We start from the raw sequence: 17,050 nt of genomic DNA, 5'->3' as shown, positions 1-17,050 counted from the left end.
ACCTCACCGAGCTCGTCCAGCAACGCGTCGACCTCAACGCCATCGCGGCCGACCTCGACATCGACGCCATCCTCAACCGGCTCGACCTCACCGAGCTGGTCCAGGAGCGCGTCGACCTCGACGCCGTCGCTGCCAAGCTCGACGTGGAAGCCGTCCTGGACCGCCTCGACCTGACGGCCATCGTCATGAACCGCGTCGACCTCGACGTGCTCGTCAACGCCGTGCTGGCGCGGATCGACCTCGTCGGCCTGGCCGAGGAGGTCATCGACGCGGTCGACCTCCCAGAGATCATCCGCGAGTCGACCGGCTCGATGGCGTCCGACACGGTTCGGGGCGCCCGCATGCAGGGCATCCACGCCGACGAGGCAGTCAGCCGCGCCGTTGACCGGATCCTGCTGCGCCGCAACCGCCGCCACCCGGGTGCTCCCACGAACCGCAGCGGCCCGGTGCAGCCGCCCGGCCTGGACGACAACCGCGGAACGGACGGCCGAAACCAGACCCACGGAACGGACGTGCCGCGATGACCACCGAGGCCGACGGACCGGCCCTCACGCCACGCACCATCTCGCCGCTGCCGCAGGAGGCGCGCCCCTACCAGGGGCACCGCGCAGGGCTGGTCACGCGCCTGGTGGCCGCAGGAATCGACTCCCTCGTCATCGGACTCGTCCTCATGCTGGGCTATGCCGGTTTTGCCGGACTCGTCTTCCTCATCGACCCGCGGACGTTCACGTTTCCCACGCCGGGAGTGTTCTTCAGCCTGACAGCCGCGCTGACCACCCTCGTCATCTACCTCACAGCGTCATGGTGGATCGGCGGGCGCACGTATGGGAGCCACCTGATGGGGCTGCGCGTCGTCAACTACAACGGAGCCAACATGCGCCTGCTGGGGGCCCTGCTGCGCGCCCTGTTCTGCGCCTTCTTCCCCATCGGCCTGCTGTGGGCGGCGGTCAACCGCGAGAACCGCTCGGTCCAGGACATCGTGCTTCGCACCTCGGTCATCTACGACTGGCAGCCCCGCCACTGACCCGACCCGGCCGGACCAGCAGACGCAGGACCAGTAGGCCAGCAGGCGCCGGACCAGTACGCGGGCGGACCTGCGCGCGCCGGACCAGGAAGACCGCCGCACCGGACCAGGAAGACGGCACGCGCCGGACCAGGAAGACAGCCGCACCGGACCAGGCAGACGGCCGGACCGGACCAGGCAGACGGCCGGACCGGCATGTCGCCGGCCCGGCCGTGGCTGAGCTCAGCCGTGGCTGAGCTCAGCCGGAGGTCCTCAGGCGGACGCCGGTGCGGCAGTGGCGCTCCGTTGGGGCGTCAAGCCAGGTGCCGAGGCGACGGGAGTCGGGAGGCGCAGGGCCGGCATGCCGCTGTCGAGCTGCCGGTTCAGCGTGAGCGCCGCATCGATGAGGGACAGGTGCGTGAACGCCTGCGGGAAGTTGCCGATCTGCTCACCGGTCAACGCGATCTCCTCGGAGAACAGGCCGACGTGGTTGGCGTAGGTGAGCATCTTCTCGAAGACGATGCGCGCCTTGTCGACCTGACCGGCGCGGGCCAGCGAGTCGACGTAGGCGAAGGTGCACAGCGAGAACGTGCCCTCCGAACCCTGCAGGCCGTCGGGTGACGCCGCCGGGTCGTAGCGGTAGACCAGGCTGTCGGTCACCAGCTCGTCCTCCATGGCGGCAAGCGTCGAGGTCCACATCGGGTCCGTCGGCGTGATGAAGCCGACCGCCGTGGCTCGCAGCAGCGACGAGTCGAGCACGTCGGTGCGGTAGTGCTGCCGGAAGGCCTGCCGCTTGGTGCTCCAGCCCTGCTCCATGATCTGCCCGTAGATCGCGTCCCGCTGGGCGCGCCAACGGTCGATGGGCGCCGGGCGTCCGTGCGTCGTGGCCAGTCGCACGCCCCGGTCCAGGGCCACCCAGCTCATCAGCCGCCCGTAGGTGAAGTTCTCGCGACCGCCCCGGGTCTCCCAGATCCCCTCCTCGGGCTGGTCCCAGTTCTCCGCGAGCCAGTCCAGGACCTCGGCGACCCTCAGCCACCCGCGATGACCGGCCTGGATCCCGCTCCGGTCGGCGAAGTAGATGCTGTCGATCGCCTCACCGTAGATGTCGAGCTGCAGCTGCTCTGCCGCGCCGTTGCCGATGCGCACCGGCCGTGATCCGCGGTAGCCCTCCCAGTGGTCCAGCACCTCCTCGCTGAGGTCGCTGGAGCCGTCGACGCGGTACATGATGTTCAGGGGTCCGCCGTTGCCCCCGGCCTGTTCCTCGATCCGGTCCCGGAGCCACAGCGCGAAGGCGGCCGCCTCGTCGCGGAAGCCCAGACCGAGCAGCGAGTAGACGGAGAACGACGCGTCGCGGATCCAGGTGTAGCGGTAGTCCCAGTTCCGCTCCCCACCGATCTGCTCGGGGAGGCCCGCCGTGGGAGCGGCGACCAGGCCGCCACTCGGCGCGTAGGTCATCAGCTTGAGGGTGATCGCCGAACGGTGGAGCGTCTCGCGCCACCGCCCCGTGTAGGTGGACTGGGCCAGCCACGACTTCCAGAAGGCCACCGTCTCGTCGAAGAGTCCCCGGACCTCGGCGACCCGAACCCGGCGCGCCGGACCGGCCAGCCCGGCCTCCAGCACCATCCCGCGCATCTGCCCGGCCACCAGGGTGATCTGCGCGTGCATGCGGCCGGCCTCGTCGATGGTGCCCTCCGCCAGCCGGCGGTCGTCGGGCTCCAGGACGAGGTGGACCGTCAAGGACGTGCTGGTGCCGGCGAAGACGGCGCCGTCCGCGGAGAGGTGCACCTCGTGGGGTTCGCGCCCGTAGTCGAACTGCGGCGCGAGGTCGACGTCGAACGTCATCTGCCCCCGCACGCAGCGGACCATCCGCACGATGCGGTGGCGGCTCGAGGCCGATGTGCTGCTCGAGACCGGCATGAAGTCCACGACCTCTCCGACGCCGGCCTCCGTCATGTAGCGGGTGATGAGGATCGCGGTGTCGGGGAAGTACAGCTGCTTGCGGGTGAAGACGTCGGCGGCCGGGCGCACCCGGCAGTGGCCACCCTTGTCGATGTCGAGCAGTGCGCCGAAGATGCTCGGCGAGTCGAACCGCGGGGCGCAGAACCAGTCGATCGAGCCGTCGGTCGTCACCAGCGCTGCGGTCTGCAGGTCGCCGATGAGCCCGTGGTCGGCGATGAGCGGGTAGTCGGCCATGTCGTTCCTCTCGGAGATGGTGGTGAGGCGGGACGGTCAGGAGGGGCCGTCAAGAGGGGTGGGTCTGGTCGCCCTCCAGCCTCCGGCCCCACCGGCGCAGGGCGCCTCACCCTCAGGGGACGAGCCGGTATGCCGCGCAGCGCACGACCGCGGCCACGCGGCACACCGCTCGTCTCGCGTCAGCGAGCACTCAGGCGGCCTCGGTGCCGGGAGCCTCCGGGCGGCGCTCCGGCGCGTCCGGGCCCGCCGGCGGACCCGGCCGGGCAGCGCTGCGGGGCCACGGGTTGAGCCGGGGACGGCGGCGCGCTGCGACGTCCTCGACCCACCCGACCAGCAGCACCGCAACCGCGATCAGGCCGAAGGTGACTGCGAGGAACTGGACCGGACCGGCCACCGGCTGCTCGTCGATCGAGGCGGCCAGCGGCACGACCGCGATGAGTGCCGCGGCGACGACGATCGCCGGGTTGCCCCAGAGGTAGATCGTCATGGCGCGCGAGTTGACCGCGACCAGCAGGCGGTCGAGCCACCCGACGCGGGACAGGCCGGAGAGGTCGGGATACATCCGCAGGAGCAGCAGGACGGCGCCGGTGCCCCACAGCGCGGCGGCGAGCGGGATGTCGTCGATGTTCGACCCGCTGGAGGGGTCGGGGAAGCGCAGCGCCCACGCCAGCCCGGCGACCAGGAGCAGCGCGGCGACCGGCAACAGGCGCACCAGGCGCAGGGGCCGGATCCGGTTGTCGTGGTGGGCGAAACCGAGCATCCAACACGAGGCGTAGGTGGAGACGTCGAGCAGCACCTCGCCCCCACGCCCATCGGCCTCCCACACGCCGACCACCGACGCGACCAGCAGGAGGAAGGGCACCGCCATGGTGCGCAGCGGCCAGCGCCGGAACAGCCAGAGCAGCGACGGGCTGAGCAGCAGCAGCCAGAGGTAGGTCGCGAGGTACCACAGCGGCTCGGACCAGTCGTAGCCCCAGGCGCTGCCGGGCGGCTCGGCGACGGGGACGACCCACAGCGCCAGCGTCCTCCAGTCCAGCGGCGAGCCGACTCCCCGGGCCGAGTCGTAGGTCCAGCCCATCCAGAGCATCAGCGGCACGGCCACCACTCCGAGGGCCCACACCGGCGGGAGCAGGCGACGCAGCCGGCGACCCATCACCGGCCACGGGTTGACGCCCGACCGGTCGAGGGAGCCCGCGACCAGCGACCCCGCGAGCGCGAACATCACCGGCATCGACGGGAACACGAGGGGCAGCCAGGCCAGGGAGAACGAGTGGTAGACCACGACGCGCACCAGCGCCAGCGCGCGAAGGCAGTCGATCCAGCGGTCCCGACCGGTGCCCCGGGCCGCGCCGGCCGAGGCGTCGAGCGGTGTCCCCACCTCCTGACGGTAGGCACGCCGAAGAGACCGTGGCTTCCCTCGTCGGGACTAGGCATCGAGACCTAGCCACCATCGGCGGTGCGGGCTACACCCGAGCGACGAGCGTGCCGGCACCCAGAGGGCGAGCTGCCCGGCCCCGCGGGAGGAGGGCGTCAGCCCTCCAGCGAGAAGACCACCGTGCTCGTGGAGATCTCGGCCTTCACCAGCCGCGCCCGCACGGTGGACCCGAGCTCCGCGGCACCCTCGGCGGCCGCCACCACGGCCGGTTCCTGCAGCTGCAGGAGCACACCTGAGGCGTTCCGCTCGTCGACCACCACGGCGTCGAAGACCTCGCCCACCCGGTGCTGCAGCACCGCCGCCTCGACGGCGTCGGCGCACCCGCGCTCGACCGCCCCCGCCACCCGGTCGGAGGCCTGCATCGCCTCGGGCAGCGACGGAAGCGCCTCGCGCGCCCAGGCCGGCACCTCGGTGCCTGCGCAGAGGGCCTCGCACACCACGAGACCGAACCGGTCGACGAGGCGCCGCAGCGGTGCGGTCACGTGGGCGTACGGCGCGGCGACGGCCGCATGCTCGGGCGAGGCCGGCGCGGCACCGTCGAAGGGGGTGTAGCCGGCGCCGCGGAACAGGCTCGTCGCCTCGTGGATGAGGGCGAGCTGTCGTGGGTCGTCGCGGTCGAGCGAGCGCAGGAGCTCACCGTAGGGCTGGTCCTGGGGCCACTCCACGCCGAGCGCCCGAGCCTCCCGCCGGAACCGCTCCACCGCCTTCTGGTCGGGCCCGGGCATCGTGCGCAGGATGCCGACCCCGCCCTTGAGCATGAGCTCCGCCGCGGCCATGCCCGTCATCAGGGACAGCTGGGCATTCCAGTCCTCCGCGGGCAGGGCCGGCCGGAAGTGCAGGCGGTAGTGCTCGCCGCCGTCCTCGGACACCTCCTGCTCGGGCATGGGCAGGCTCGCGCCCCCGCGCCGGCGCTCGAGCTCGAGGCGCTTCTCCCCCACCTCGCGCAGCAGGACGAACACCTCATCCGCCCCGCCGTCGTCGACGGCCCGCTGCACCTCCTCGTAGTCGTGCCGCGCGGTGCTGCGCACCCGGGCCCGGTAGACCTCCACGGAGGTGGTGGCACCGTCGGGCCCGAGCCGCAGGTCCCACACGAAGGCGGGGCACACCTGGCCCGGGAGCAGGCTCGCCGCACCCTCGCTCAGCTCCGGCGGGTGCAGCGGCGTCCGCTGGTCGGGCGCGTAGACGGTCTGGCCCCGGCGGCGGGCCTCGGCGTCCACCGCACCGCCGGGCGCGACGAAGGCCGGCACGTCGGCGATGGCGTACCGAACCCGGTAGCCGTCCCCGTCGCGCTCGAGGTGCAGCGCCTGGTCGAGGTCCATCGACCCAGGCGGGTCGAGGGTGCGGAAGGCCACCGACGTCTCGTCGCGGTCGGGCAGCGCCACGTCGGCCGCGGCTCGCCCGGCTTCCTCGAGCACCTCGGGTGGGAAGCCCGTGGGCACGTCCTGCTCCGCGCGGACGGCGTCGAACCGGGCCCGGAGCTGCGCCGCCTGGGCGGTGGTGGTCTCCGAGACGGGTGAGGCGAGGTGGATCGTCCGCTTCGGCATGCCTGCAACCTACCCACGAGCCGGGCCACCGGCTCGCTGCACGACCCTTCGCACCTACCCTTGTCCTCGTGCTGATCCTGCTGCCGCCCTCGGAGTCCAAGACCGGCCGCACCAGGGGTCGCCCGCTGAGCTTGAGCTCACTCTCCTTCGGCGAGCTCACCGACACCCGCCGCACCGTCGCCACCGCGCTCGCGAAGGTCTCGGCGCACCCCGACGCCTTCGAGGTCCTCGGCGTCTCGCCGTCCCTGACCACCGAGGTCGCGCGGAACCTCGTGCTCGAGACCGCTCCCTCGCTCCCGGCGGCCCGCGTCTACACCGGGGTGCTCTACGACGCCCTCGACCTCGCCAGCCTCGACACCGCCGCCCGGCGGCGGGCCAACCGGTGGCTCGTCACCGTCTCCGCCCTCTTCGGGGCGGTGCGGCCCACCGACGCGATCGTCCCCTACCGCCTCTCCATGGCCGTGAACCTCCCGGGCGTCGGCCCGCTGGCGAGCGCGTGGAAGCCCGAGCTGGCCCGGGTCCTTCCCGCGGCGGCGGGCCGGGGCGTCGTCGTCGACTGCCGTTCGAGCACGTATGCCGCGGCGTGGACCCCGAGCGGCGACCTCACCGAGCGGTGGGTGCAGGTGAGGGTGCCGGGCGCGACCCACATGGCCAAGCACACCCGCGGCCTGGTCGCCCGCCACCTGTGCGTCACCGGTGCCGCTCCTCGCACCGCGCCCGCGCTGGCCGAGGCGCTGCAGGACGCGTTCGAGGTACGGCTCACCGAGCCGCGTCGGGCCGGTCAGCCCTGGGTGCTCGATGCCACGGCTCGCTGAGCAGCGCTCCCGAGCGGGCCGCGTGCTGCCGTGCTGAGCGGCCCCGAGCTCGCCGAGCTGGTCGCCCGGGTCGGCCCCGTCCTGGTCTTCCTGCTCGCGATCACGGTGGTGGCCGAGATCAGCGACCGGGCGGGCGTGTTCGACGTCGCCGGGCACTGGGCGGCCCGGGCCGGACGCCACCGCACCCTGGTGCTGTGGCTGCTCTTCGTGCTCGTCGCGGTGGCCTGCACGGTGGTGCTGTCGCTCGACACCACGGCGGTGCTGCTGACCCCGGTGGGCCTGGCCGTGGCCCGGCAGCTGGGCCTGTCACCCGTGCCGTTCGCCCTCAGCACCCTCTGGCTGGCCAACACCGCCTCACTGCTGCTGCCGGTGTCGAACCTGACCAACCTGCTGGCCCTGCACCAGTTCGACCAGCTCGGCCTGGGCCACGCCGGCTACGTCAGGCTCGCCGCGCTGCCCGCCGCGGGGGCGGTCGTCGGCACCCTGGCGGTCCTGTTCCTGCTGCACCGACGAGAGCTGTCGGGCCGCTACCAGCCCGACGCGCCGCCGGAGCCGCACGACCGGGCCCTGCTGCGCGCCGCCGCCGGCGTCTGCGTGGCGGTGGGCCCGCTCTTCGCCCTGGGCCTCAACCCGGCACTGGTGTCGACGGCCGCCGCGGCCGTGCTCGTGGCCGTCACCGCGCGGCGTGACCGCCGGATCCTCCACGGCCTGGCCGTGCCCTGGCGGATGGCGCTCGTGCTGGCCGTGCTGTTCGTCGGGATCGACCTCGCGCTGCGGCACGGCCTGCAGGCCTGGCTCCAGGAGGTCGCCGGCGGCGGCACCTCCCCCGGCGACCTGGCCCGGTTGGCCGGTCTGGGCGCGGTGTCGGCCAACGTCGTCAACAACCTGCCGGCCTACCTGGCGCTGGAGTCGGTGGCCCGCACCGAGCCCGACCGGCTGATGGCCCTGCTGGTCGGTGTGAACGTGGGCCCCCTGGTCACCCCGTGGGCCTCGCTCGCGACGCTGCTGTGGGCGCAGCGGTGCCGTACCGCCGGCGTCGTCATGGGCCGGTGGTCGCTCGCCGTGCAGGGGCTGGCCTGCGCGGCGGTGGCGGGGGCGCTCGCCCTGGCGCCCCTGCTGCTCTGACGGTTCAGTGTGACGGTTCGGTGGGGACGGTTGGGGTCAGCCCAGGGCGGTGGTGAGGTCCTCGACCAGGTCGGCCGGGTCCTCCAGCCCCACGGAGATGCGGATCGTGCCGTCGGTGATGCCCACGGCCGCGCGCGCCTCGGGGCTCAGCCGTCGGTGCGTCGTGGTGGCCGGGTGGGTCACCATCGACTTGGCGTCACCGAGGTTGTTGCTGATGTCGACCACGCGCAGGGCGTTCATGACCGCGAAGGCCTCGGCCTTGCCACCCTCGATCTCGAAGGTGACGACGGTGCCGCCGCCGGTCATCTGTGCCTTTGCCAGCTCGTGCTGCGGGTGCGACTCCAGCCACGGGTAGACGACGCGGCGCACCTTCGGGTGCTCCTCCAGCGCGCGAGCCAAGATCAGCGCGGAGGCGGCCTGGTGGCGCACGCGCAACGACATGGTCTCGAGTCCCTTGACGAGCACCCATGCGTTGAACGGCGACATGGCCGGCCCGGTGTGGCGCATGAGGTTCTTGACCGGCCCGTCGACGAACTCGCGGCGACCGAGCACGGCCCCGCCGAGGGTGCGGCCCTGCCCGTCGATGTGCTTGGTCGCGGAGTAGACGACGACGTCGGCGCCGAAGTCGAGCGGCCGCGAGAACACCGGCGTGCCGAACACGTTGTCGACCACGACCTGGGCGCCGGCGGCGTGGGCAAGGTCGGAGACCGCCCGCATGTCGACCAGCTCCTGCATCGGGTTGCTGGGCGTCTCGAAGAAGACCGCCGTCGTCGGCTGCGAGAGCGCGTCGCGCCACTGGTCGAGGTCGGGGCCGTCGACGAACACCGTCTCGACGCCCCACCGCGGCAGGATCTCGTCGAGGATGACGAAGCAGGAGCCGAACAGCCCGCGCGAGGCGACGACCCGGTCACCCTGCCCGAGCAGGGCCGACAGCGCGACGAACACGGCGGACATGCCCGACGCGGTGGCGAAGCACGCCTCCGCACCCTCGAGCAGGCGCAGCCGCTCCTCGAACATGGCGACCGTGGGGTTGCCGTAACGGGAGTAGATGAACTTGTCGACCTCGTCCTTGAAGGCCGCCTCGGCCTGCTCGGCGCTGTCGTAGACGAAGCCGGAGGTCAGGTACAGCGCCTCGGCGGTCTCGTCGAAGCCGCTGCGCAGGAGGCCGCCGCGCACGGCGAGCGTGTCGGGCCGCAGCTCCCTCGGGTCGTCCACGCCGCTCACCCCTGCCGCCACGGGAGGCCCTCGTTCTTCCAGCCGGCCACCGCGCGGTGCCCGTGCTCGTCGTGCGGCCCCTCGAACCCGTGGAGGATGTTGTATGCCGGTGCGAGACCGGCCGCCGTCGCGGCCCTGGCGGCGGCGACGGAGCGGACGCCCGACCGGCAGAGGAAGTACAGCGGCGCACCCTCGGGCAGGTCGGCCGACCGCAGCTCGTCGACGAAGCGCTCGTTGACCGCGCCGTCGGGGAACCGCTGCCACTCGACGCAGACCACGGTGCGCCCCAGGGGGCTGAGGTCCGGCAGGCCGACGTAGCTCCACTCGGCACGGGTGCGCACGTCGACGAGGACGGCGTCGCCGTCCCCGCCCAGCGCGGCATACGCCTCCTGCGGTGTCACGTCACCGGCGTAGCTCGAAGTCATGGGTCACAGCGTAGGTGAGTGGCCACATGGCGAGACCGCTGGCCCAGCTGGTGGACGACCGGTCGACGAGCGTGCAGGACGCCGGCCCGGCGCGCCATACCCCGCCGACCGAGCCCTCCCCTGCGCCCGCCCAGCACGCGTACATTCGTGAGGGCGGAGGTGGTCCCATGGCAGCAACGTCCAGACAGGTTGAGCCGGCCCGGGTCGCCGAGCCGGGTGAGGGCATCAGCCTCGAGGAGCTGGCGCTCGCGAGCCGTAACCACGCGATGCCGGCGGAGGCCCTGCGCGACGAGCTGACCCCGGCGGGGCTGCACTACGTGCTGTGCCACTACGACATCCCGGCGATCGACCCCGCCACGTGGCGCCTGCGCCTCGACGGCTGCGTCGAGCGCGCGCTCGAGCTCGACCTGCAGGCCCTGCAGTCGATGCCCTCCCGCACCGTGCGGGTGACGATGGAGTGCGCCGGCAACGGGCGGGCGGCCCTGGCCCCCCGGCCGGTCAGCCAGCCCTGGCTGTCGGGGGCCGTGGGCACCGCTGAGTGGACCGGGGTGCCGCTGGCCGACCTGCTCCGCGACGCGGCACCGACCAGCGGGGCCGTCGAGGTGGCCTTCACGGGTGCGGACCACGGCTTCGAGCGCGGCGTCGAGCAGGACTACGAGCGGGCCCTTCCCCTCGGCGACGCCCTCGCCGACGACGTGCTGGTCGCCTACGCGATGAACGGTGCGCCGCTGCCGGTGCAGCACGGGTTCCCGGCCCGGCTCGTGGTGCCCGGCTGGTACGGCATGGCGCACGTGAAGTGGCTCGTGCAGGTGCGGGTGCTCGACCGGCCGTACGACGGCTACCAGAACACCGTGGCCTACCGGCTGCGCCAGGAGCCCGAGGACCCCGGCGACCCGGTGTCGCGGATCGAGCCGCGGGCGCTGCTGCTGCCGCCGGGCGACCCGGACTTCCTCACCCGCGAGCGGATCCTGCGTCCCGGCCGGGTGACGCTGAGCGGGCGGGCCTGGTCCGGCTGGGGCCCGGTGGTGGCCGTCTCGGTCAGCACCGACGACGGCGACACGTGGCGCGAGGCGGAGGTCGAGTCAGCGGTCGAGGCGGAGGTCGAGACAGCGGCCGGGCAGCAGGACCACCGCTGGGCCTGGCGGCGCTTCACGCTGGCGTGGGACGCGACACCGGGCACCCACGTCCTGCGGGCCCGGGCGACCGACAGCACCGGCCGGGAGCAGCCGATCGTGCCGCAGTGGAACCTCGGCGGGTTCGCCAACAACGCCGACCAGCCGGTGGTCGTGCTCGTCCTCGACAGCTGACCGGCGCGCCGCTCCTGGTCAGGTGCGGTTGGTGAACGCGACCGAGGCGTTGCCGTCGGCCCACACCTCGACGGCCGTGAGCGACCCCGGGGCCGCGGCCAGGCGCCAGATGGTCTCGTGCGGCATCTGGAGCAGGTGTGCCAGCACGGCCATGATCGGCTTGCGGTGGCAGACCACCACGGTGACGCCGCCGGCCGTGACGCACCGGTCGAAGGCCGCCAGCACGCGCTCGGCCATCTCCTCGTGGGTCTCTCCCCCGGGCCGGGCGTAGGTCGGGTCGTTGCGCAGGGCACGCAGCGCCTCGGGGTCCTCGCGCACCAGCTCGGCGACGCTGGCGCCGTCCCAGTCACCGAAGTTCTGCTCGTCCCAGTCCGGGTCGACCAGCGGCTCGAGGCCGGTGGCCTCCGCGATCGCGGCGCCCGTCTCGATGGCCCGCGTCAGCGACGAGGTCACCAGGCGGGCCGGGGTGTCACCCAGCAGGTGGGCGGCGGCGCGGCCGGCTGCGGCCGCCTGCGACCGACCCGAGGCGTTGAGCGACGGGTCGGCGCCGCCTCGTCCGTCGAGGCGGCCCTGCGCCGTGAAGTCGGTGACCCCGTGGCGCACCAGCAGGATCCGCGTCGGGGTGCCGAGGTCGGGCCCCACGCCGACCGGTGCCGCCGTGCCGGACGGAGCCGGGTCGACCACCTCGTCGACCGCCTCGGCGACGGTGGTGTCCTCGGCCGCCTCGCCGACCAGGCGGCTCAGCGTGACGCCGTCCATGCCCCGGTTCGAGAGGGCGTCGGCGAGCTTGTTCTTCTCGCGCGGGATCCACTCGAAGGTCACCGATCCGCCGGCCCGGCTGATGTCCGCGACGACGTCACGGGCGACCAGCGCCAGGCGCCTCATGTCCTCGTGCTTGATCTTCCACCGGCCCGACATCTGCTCGACGACCAGCTTGGAGTCCATCCGCACGTGGACGTCGGCGGCCGGGTCGATGCCCTGGGCGGCGCGCAGGCCCTCGATGAGGCCGGTGTACTCCGCGACGTTGTTCGACGCCTTGCCCAGCGGTGCGCAGCCCTCGTGGAGCAGCTTTCGGGTGGCGCCGTCGAGCACCACGGCGCCCCAGCCGGCCACGCCGGGGTTGCCTCGCGAACCGCCGTCCGCCTCGACGACGAGTGAGCGACCCACGCGGGCTACAGGCCGGACTCGGCGGTGCGCACGAGGATGCGGCGGCACTCCTCGCAGCGCAGCACCTCGTCGGCCGGAGCCGCCTTGATACGGCTCATGTCGACGGAGTTGAGCTCGAGCTGGCACCCGCCGCAGCGACGGTGGCTGAGCGCGGCGGCACCGAGGCCGCCACTGGCTGCGCGCACCTTCTCGTAGAGCGCGACGAGGTCCTCTCCCACGCCTGCGACGACGTCGGCGCGCGGGGCGGCGACGCGCCGGGCCTCGGCGTCGAGGTCGGCCAGTGCCGCGTCGTGGGCCGCCTGGGCCTCCTCGAGCTTGGCCGCGAGCTCGGACTCCTTGCCCTCGAGGCGGGTCACCTCGGCCTCGACGGCCTCCGCGCGCTCCATGACCTCGAGCTCGACGTCCTCGAGCTCGGCCTGCCGGCGGGCGAGCGACTGGAGCTCGTGCTGCAGGGCCTGCAGGTCCTTGGCGCTGCCGGTGCCGGAGTCGAGCCGTGCCTGGTCGCGGGCCGCCCGGTCACGGACGAGCTGGACGTCGGCCTCGGCCTTGGCCACCTCGCGCTGGACGTCGCTCAGCTCGGTGCGGACGCGCACGAGCTCGGAGTCGAGCAGCTCTGCCTGCGTGTGCAGGTCCTTCAGCTGGGCGATCTGCGGCAGCGTCTTCCGGGCGTGCGCGATCTGGTCCAGCCGGGTGTCGATGGCCTGCAGGTCGAGGAGCCGCCACTGGCGGGTTGGGTCGGCTTTCAGGACGTACCTCCGGGAGCCTCGGCCCCGACCACGAAGTCCCACGGGTCGGTGCGCAGTCTTGACATGTGGGTGTCCACCGTAGTGCCCCGCTCCCCGAGCTCGGCAAGCGCCGCCCGCAGCCGCTCCTCGGCGCTGGCGAGCCACACCGACTCGGTGGCCCAGTGACCGGCGTCGACGAGGTAGGGCGGCCCGCCGCGCGACTCCTCGCGCGCCTCGAGCACGGGGTGGTGGCGCAGGTCGGCGGTCACGTAGACGTCGGCGCCGCTGGCCCGTACGTGCGCGAACATGTCGTCGCCGGCGCCCCCTACGACGGCCACCCGCCGCACGGGCGCCTCGGCGGGGCCGGCCACGCGGATGCCGCCCGCGGCCTTGGGCAGCGCGGCATACAGCGCGGTGGTGAACTCGGCCAGCGACACCGGTGCGGGCAGCACGCCGACCCGGCCCATGGGCTGTCCCTCGACGACGGCGAGGGGCTCGAGCTCACCGAGCCCGCACGCACGCGCCAGCGCGTCGCACACCCCCGGGTTGGCGACGTCGGCGTTCGTGTGGGCGACGTAGAGCGCGACCCTGCCGGCGACCAGGCTGGTGACGCTGGCGCCCTTGGCGGTGGTGGTCGCGACGCTGTGCACCCCGCGCAGCAGCAGCGGGTGGTGGGTCACCAGCAGGTCGGCTCCCATGGTGCGGGCCTCGTCGATGACGGCCAGGGTCGGGTCGACCGCGAAGTGGATGCGGCGGACCGGCTGGGTGAGGTCACCGGCGACGAGCCCGACCTGGTCCCAGGACTGGGCCGTGTCGGGTGGGTAGAGGGCCTCGAGGGCCCCCACGACGTCGGCGAGGGTCAGCTGCTCGTGCTGCACGTGGGCCCGGCCGGGCTCGAACCGACGACACCCGCGGTGTAAACGCGGTGCTCTACCAACTGAGCTACAGGCCCCGGACGGGCAGGCGTGCAGCCGGCCCGTCGGGTGTGGTGCGCCATTGTGTCAGGCGGACCTCACGCGAGCTGTGCGAGGGCCTCGTGGTAGCCGGAGAAGTCGCGGCCCTGCCCGATCGGGTTCACCAGGCTCCACCGGACGACGCCCTCGCGGTCGATGAGGAACGTGCCGCGCAGGGCGGCGCCGGCCTTCTCGTTGAAGACGCCGTAGGCGCGGGCGACCCCACCGTGCGGCCAGAAGTCCGACAGCAGCGGGAAGAAGTAGGCCTCCTTGTCGGCCCATGCGCGCTGGCTGAACATGTGGTCGCAGGAGATGGCGAGCACCTGCACGTCGTCGGAGACGAACGCGCCGAGGTTGTCGCGGATCTCGCACAGCTCACCGGTGCAGATGCCGGAGAAGGCGAAGGGGTAGAAGACGAGGACGACGTTCTTGCGGCCCCGGAAGTCGGCCAGCGAGGTGTCCTGGCCGTTCTGGTCCTTCAGCGTGAAGTCGGGGGCGGTCGCGCCCACGGCGAGCGCCGTCGAGTGGGTCGTCTGCGTCATGCCGGCCAGTGTGCCAGCAGGGTCAGCGGCGCGCCGATTTGGGTGCCACGAGCTTGGTGGCCGCCCAGTCCTCGCAGGCGTTGACGGTGCCCGACGTGTGCAGGCCGGCGGTGGTGGCGGCCTCCTCGATGTCACTGGCGTCGACGTGGCCCTCGCGACCGGCCTTCGGCGTCAGCACGACGATGAACCCGTGGTCGGCGAGGTTGGTGAGCGCGTCGACCACCGCGTCGACCAGGTCACCGTCGTCGTCCCGCCACCAGATGACCACCGCGTCGGCGACTCCGCCGTAGTCCTCGTCCTCGAGCTCGGTCGTCGTGAGGTCCTCGATGGCGAACCGGAGGTCGTCGTCGACGTCCGTGTCGTACCCGAACTCCTGGATCACCTGTCCCGCGGTGAAACCCAGCTTGGCCGCCGCACTCTTGGGGGCCGCCGCCTGAGCGGAGGTGCTCACACCCTTCTCCGTCCTCGCGTGTCGTTGTGGCGCACAGTCCACCCGGTACCGGGGCCTTTGCGCAACCGAATGCCAAGATTCCACCTCGTTTGGCCAGTCCGTGGTCAGGTGCTGGTCAGTGGACCCGCTCACGCGCCCGGCTCGAGCGCCTGACCTGTTCGTTCAGCAGCCGGGTCGCCTCCGCGACGTCGAGGTGGCACACCCGCGGCCGGGCCGGCCCGGAGGTGGTGAGCAGCTCCACCGTGGCCAGCCGCAGGCGGCGCTGCACGGGTCCCTGCCGCAGCCGCAGCGACTGCACCCGGGCGTGCGGCACGACCTCGACCCAGCGCCGCAGCCGGCCACCGCGCACCACCAGCGCCCCCTCGGTCACGGCGTAGCCGTGGCGCTGCCGCACCAGCGGTGAGAGCCACGTCGCTCGCGGTGGGACCGTGACGTATGCCGCGTGCCCGGCGGAGCCGTCGGGGCCCGACCCGGGCCCGGCCGCCGTCCCGTCACCGGACGCGTGGCCGAGCCCGTCACCGAGCCCGTTACCCAGCCCGTTACCCAGCCCGTCGAGCACCGCGTGGAGGTCGCTGCTCGGTCGCACGACCGCGAGGGTCGCCAGCGCCTCGAGGCGCGTGCCCACCGGCAGCAGCACCGAGTCGTCCTCGCCGTGCTCGGTGCCGACGCCGGCGACGTTGGCCTCGATGCGCCACCAGTCCGCCAGCCTCCACGGCAGGGGTTGGCGGAGGGCGAGCGCCTGGATGCGGTGCACCGGAACGCTGCTCGAGGTGAGCTCGGTCAGTCCACGGGTCACGTGGATGCCCGCGGCGTCGCGGCGGAGGTGGAAGTTCCACTCGCGCACCAGCTCCTTGGCGGCGTTGCCCCCGACGGCCAGCAGGGTGGGGCCGACGGCGGCCACCACTCCCCCGCGACCCGTCGCCAGGCCCCACAACAGCACCGGCACCGCAAGGACCATGCCGAGGGTGCGCCCCCGCAGCAGCCATGCCTGCACGAGCCGCTCCGCGGGCACCCGCACGACCGTCTCTCCCGCGGGAGGGGGCACTCCCGGCGCGGCACGCACGGGTTCAGGACGGCTGCGCGCGACAAGGGAGTCGCGCTCGTCACCGCGCCCCGCCAGGGCCATCAGGGTGCGCCGCACCTCGGTGGCCTCCGGGTGGGGCAGGAACGCCAGGCGCGCGTCGCTGCCCGAGCCGGCTGCCTGCACGTGCACCTCGGACAGGCCGGCGAGCCGGGCCAGCAGGGGGCGTCGCAGGTCGACGGCCTGGATGCGGTCGTAGCGCACCTGCCGGTGCTGGCGCAGCACGAGGCCGGTGCGCACCTCGAGCGTGCTGGCCCCGATGCGGAAGCGCGACACGCGCCAGGACAGCCACGACCCGGCGACGAGGGCCAGGAGCCCGAGTCCCGCGGCCAGTCCCAGCCAGAGCAGGGGCCTGCCGTCCGGCAGCTGGGAGTCGGCGCCGAGCCAGGCGTCGACCTGGTTGCTCACGAGCCAGGCGCCTGCCGCGGCGACGGCCAACCCTCCACGCAGCAGGGGCGACAACGGGTGCAGGCGCCGCCACCGGGCCGCGTCGACCGGTGCCGGCTCGGCGACAGGGGGTCCGGTGGGGGCCGGGTCGCTCACAGACCGGCCCGTTGCGACTCGCCGCGCTCGGTCAGCCGGGCCCGCAGCGCCTCCGCCTCGGCCACCGGCAGCCCCGGGATGCTGCCGCCGCTGTGCGGCGACGCGGTGTGGATCTGCACGCTGGCGAGCCCGAAGTGCCGGGCAAGTGGACCCGACTGCATGTCCGCGAGCTGGAGGCGACCGTAGGGCACGCTCACCAGGGTGCGGCGCAGCCGGCCGCGCCGGACCACCAGCTCCTCCGCCTGCTCGGACCAGCTGATCGCTGCGACCTGCCGGCGCACCAGCCACAGCAGCCACAGCCAGGCCCCGACCACCACCACGGCGGCGACCAGCGGCCACGGAGACGAGAGCAGGCCCCAGAGCGCCACGGCGGCCAGCACGAGCGCTGCGCACACCGCCGAGACGATGATCGACCGGGCCGTCGCCAGGCGCGGCGACACCCCGCGCCACTGCGGCCCTTGGCCGCCGTACAGCGCCACCGGCTCCCACCCCTGCTCGCTCGTCACCGCTCCAGTGTCGGCCATGG

General features: G+C 73.4%; 17 protein-coding genes and 1 tRNA gene. 5 read left to right on the top strand and 13 right to left on the bottom strand.

Translation table 11 applies throughout. The annotated features are described in order from the left end of the window. Together BMW78_RS20775 and BMW78_RS08395 are read left to right on the top strand one after the other, a co-directional pair. Positions 1-524: hypothetical protein (locus tag BMW78_RS20775; protein ID WP_218144276.1), on the top strand; the 524-nt coding region annotated here is incomplete at its 5' end. After that, entirely contained in the window at positions 521-1,024 is a 504-nt protein-coding gene (locus BMW78_RS08395) for an RDD family protein (protein WP_091758209.1), read from the top strand. The genes BMW78_RS20775 and BMW78_RS08395, both read left to right, overlap by 4 nt. A 252-nt stretch (positions 1,025-1,276) precedes the next feature. Here the strand turns inward: BMW78_RS08395 and BMW78_RS08390 are convergent, their stop codons facing one another. The 3 genes from BMW78_RS08390 to BMW78_RS08380 all read right to left on the bottom strand — a co-directional run bounded on the left by BMW78_RS08390 (position 1,277) and on the right by BMW78_RS08380 (position 6,175). Continuing rightward, positions 1,277-3,196: a glycoside hydrolase family 15 protein gene (locus BMW78_RS08390; protein ID WP_091758207.1), complete on the bottom strand. Its 1,920-nt coding sequence runs from the start codon at positions 3,194-3,196 to the stop codon at positions 1,277-1,279. Between the two features lie 190 nt (positions 3,197-3,386). Continuing rightward, positions 3,387-4,574 carry an acyltransferase family protein gene (locus BMW78_RS08385; protein ID WP_091758205.1) on the bottom strand — a complete coding sequence of 396 codons (1,188 nt, stop codon included), beginning with the start codon at positions 4,572-4,574 and terminating at the stop codon, positions 3,387-3,389. A 152-nt stretch (positions 4,575-4,726) separates the two neighbouring features. Next, positions 4,727-6,175, bottom strand: coding sequence for an RNB domain-containing ribonuclease (locus tag BMW78_RS08380; RefSeq protein ID WP_091758203.1), 1,449 nt, complete (start codon positions 6,173-6,175; stop codon positions 4,727-4,729). Positions 6,176-6,243: 68 nt separating this feature from the next. On the opposite strand from BMW78_RS08380, the gene BMW78_RS08375 reads away from it, so the two are divergent. Both BMW78_RS08375 and BMW78_RS08370 read left to right on the top strand, forming a co-directional pair. Beyond that, positions 6,244-6,990, top strand: coding sequence for a YaaA family protein (locus tag BMW78_RS08375; RefSeq protein ID WP_091758202.1), 747 nt, complete (start codon positions 6,244-6,246; stop codon positions 6,988-6,990). Positions 6,991-7,020: 30 nt separating this feature from the next. After that, entirely contained in the window at positions 7,021-8,115 is a 1,095-nt protein-coding gene (locus BMW78_RS08370) for an ArsB/NhaD family transporter (protein WP_245735736.1), read from the top strand. A gap of 36 nt (positions 8,116-8,151) precedes the next feature. On the opposite strand, the gene BMW78_RS08365 is transcribed toward BMW78_RS08370, so the two are convergent. Together BMW78_RS08365 and BMW78_RS08360 are read right to left on the bottom strand one after the other, a co-directional pair. Beyond that, entirely contained in the window at positions 8,152-9,330 is a 1,179-nt protein-coding gene (locus BMW78_RS08365; RefSeq protein WP_245735735.1) for an O-succinylhomoserine sulfhydrylase, read from the bottom strand. Between the two features lie 5 nt (positions 9,331-9,335). Further along, entirely contained in the window at positions 9,336-9,755 is a 420-nt protein-coding gene (locus BMW78_RS08360) for a rhodanese-like domain-containing protein (protein WP_091758198.1), read from the bottom strand. Positions 9,756-9,922: 167 nt separating this feature from the next. Between BMW78_RS08360 and BMW78_RS08355 the strand changes: the two genes are divergently transcribed. Beyond that, positions 9,923-11,062, top strand: a complete 1,140-nt coding sequence (locus BMW78_RS08355; RefSeq protein ID WP_091758196.1) for a sulfite oxidase — start codon at positions 9,923-9,925, stop codon at positions 11,060-11,062. An 18-nt stretch (positions 11,063-11,080) separates the two neighbouring features. Here the strand turns inward: BMW78_RS08355 and BMW78_RS08350 are convergent, their stop codons facing one another. From BMW78_RS08350 to BMW78_RS08315, 8 genes are all read right to left on the bottom strand, one after another. Continuing rightward, positions 11,081-12,229 (bottom strand): bifunctional RNase H/acid phosphatase, encoded by a 1,149-nt coding sequence (locus BMW78_RS08350; protein WP_091758194.1) that lies wholly within the window; start codon positions 12,227-12,229, stop codon positions 11,081-11,083. Between the two features lie 5 nt (positions 12,230-12,234). Further along, positions 12,235-12,975, bottom strand: a complete 741-nt coding sequence (locus BMW78_RS08345) for a zinc ribbon domain-containing protein (protein ID WP_091758314.1) — start codon at positions 12,973-12,975, stop codon at positions 12,235-12,237. Continuing rightward, a complete protein-coding gene (locus tag BMW78_RS08340; RefSeq protein ID WP_091758192.1) occupies positions 12,972-13,832 on the bottom strand; it encodes a Nif3-like dinuclear metal center hexameric protein in 861 nt (286 codons plus the stop codon). The genes BMW78_RS08345 and BMW78_RS08340 overlap by 4 nt, the downstream gene beginning before the upstream one ends. Position 13,833: 1 nt before the next feature. Beyond that, positions 13,834-13,906, bottom strand: a tRNA-Val gene (locus tag BMW78_RS08335). A 60-nt stretch (positions 13,907-13,966) separates the two neighbouring features. Further along, the gene (locus BMW78_RS08330) at positions 13,967-14,449 is read right to left on the bottom strand and encodes a peroxiredoxin (RefSeq protein ID WP_091758190.1); all 483 of its coding nucleotides are present in this window, start codon (positions 14,447-14,449) and stop codon (positions 13,967-13,969) included. Positions 14,450-14,471: 22 nt separating this feature from the next. Then, entirely contained in the window at positions 14,472-14,900 is a 429-nt protein-coding gene (locus BMW78_RS08325; RefSeq protein ID WP_091758188.1) for a DUF3052 domain-containing protein, read from the bottom strand. Positions 14,901-15,015: 115 nt separating this feature from the next. Further along, complete coding sequence (locus BMW78_RS08320; RefSeq protein ID WP_091758186.1) at positions 15,016-16,524, bottom strand: PH domain-containing protein; 1,509 nt, start codon at positions 16,522-16,524, stop codon at positions 15,016-15,018. Beyond that, entirely contained in the window at positions 16,521-17,030 is a 510-nt protein-coding gene (locus tag BMW78_RS08315; protein WP_245735734.1) for a PH domain-containing protein, read from the bottom strand. The genes BMW78_RS08320 and BMW78_RS08315 overlap by 4 nt, the downstream gene beginning before the upstream one ends. Positions 17,031-17,050 lie beyond the last annotated feature (20 nt).

The sequence above is a fragment of the Pedococcus cremeus genome, from assembly GCF_900111375.1.
GTDB lineage: Bacteria > Actinomycetota > Actinomycetes > Actinomycetales > Dermatophilaceae > Pedococcus_A > Pedococcus_A cremeus.
Note: the sequence above shows the minus strand (reverse complement) of the source record. Positions and strands in the feature narration are given on the sequence as shown.